This is a genomic window from Pantoea sp. E956-1 (assembly GCF_982223955.1).
Genome location: NZ_CEUYZP010000081.1, coordinates 1 through 431 on the forward strand (window position 1 = coordinate 1; position 431 = coordinate 431).

Genomic DNA, 431 nt, shown 5'->3' on the forward strand with positions numbered 1-431 from the left:
GAATATCGCCCGCGCATTCAATTCAGTCCCGGATTTTGGGGCGCCGACCGAGATGGTCTTGCCCTTGAGATCGGCGAGGGTTTTGATCCCCGACTCTTTGCTGGCGGCGATTTGAATGTAATTGGGATAAGTCTCGCCCAAGGCGCGCAATTTGGTCAGCAGTGCTTTGAAAACGACGTCTTCCACGCCGTTTTTGGCGTCGGCCACTGAGTCGCCCAAAGCCAGGGCCAATTCGCCGCGACCGGCCTGTAGCAGGTTGAGGTTTTCCACCGACGCTTTGGTGGCCTGCACCGATGTCTTCGAACCGGCAATGCCGTCGCTGTAGATTTGCGACAGGCCGACCCCGATCGGGTAGTAAACCCCGCTGGTTCCGCCGGTGAGGATATTGATGAACACGGGCGCGGCCTGCGCAGCACTGCTAAGGATCAGCG

1 protein-coding gene is annotated in these 431 nt (G+C 58.9%); it reads right to left on the reverse strand.

Going from position 1 to position 431, the window contains the following annotated elements; translation table 11 throughout:
- On the reverse strand, positions 1-431 hold a 431-nt coding region (locus AC0T7J_RS25360; protein ID WP_473798544.1), incomplete at both ends, for a TAXI family TRAP transporter solute-binding subunit.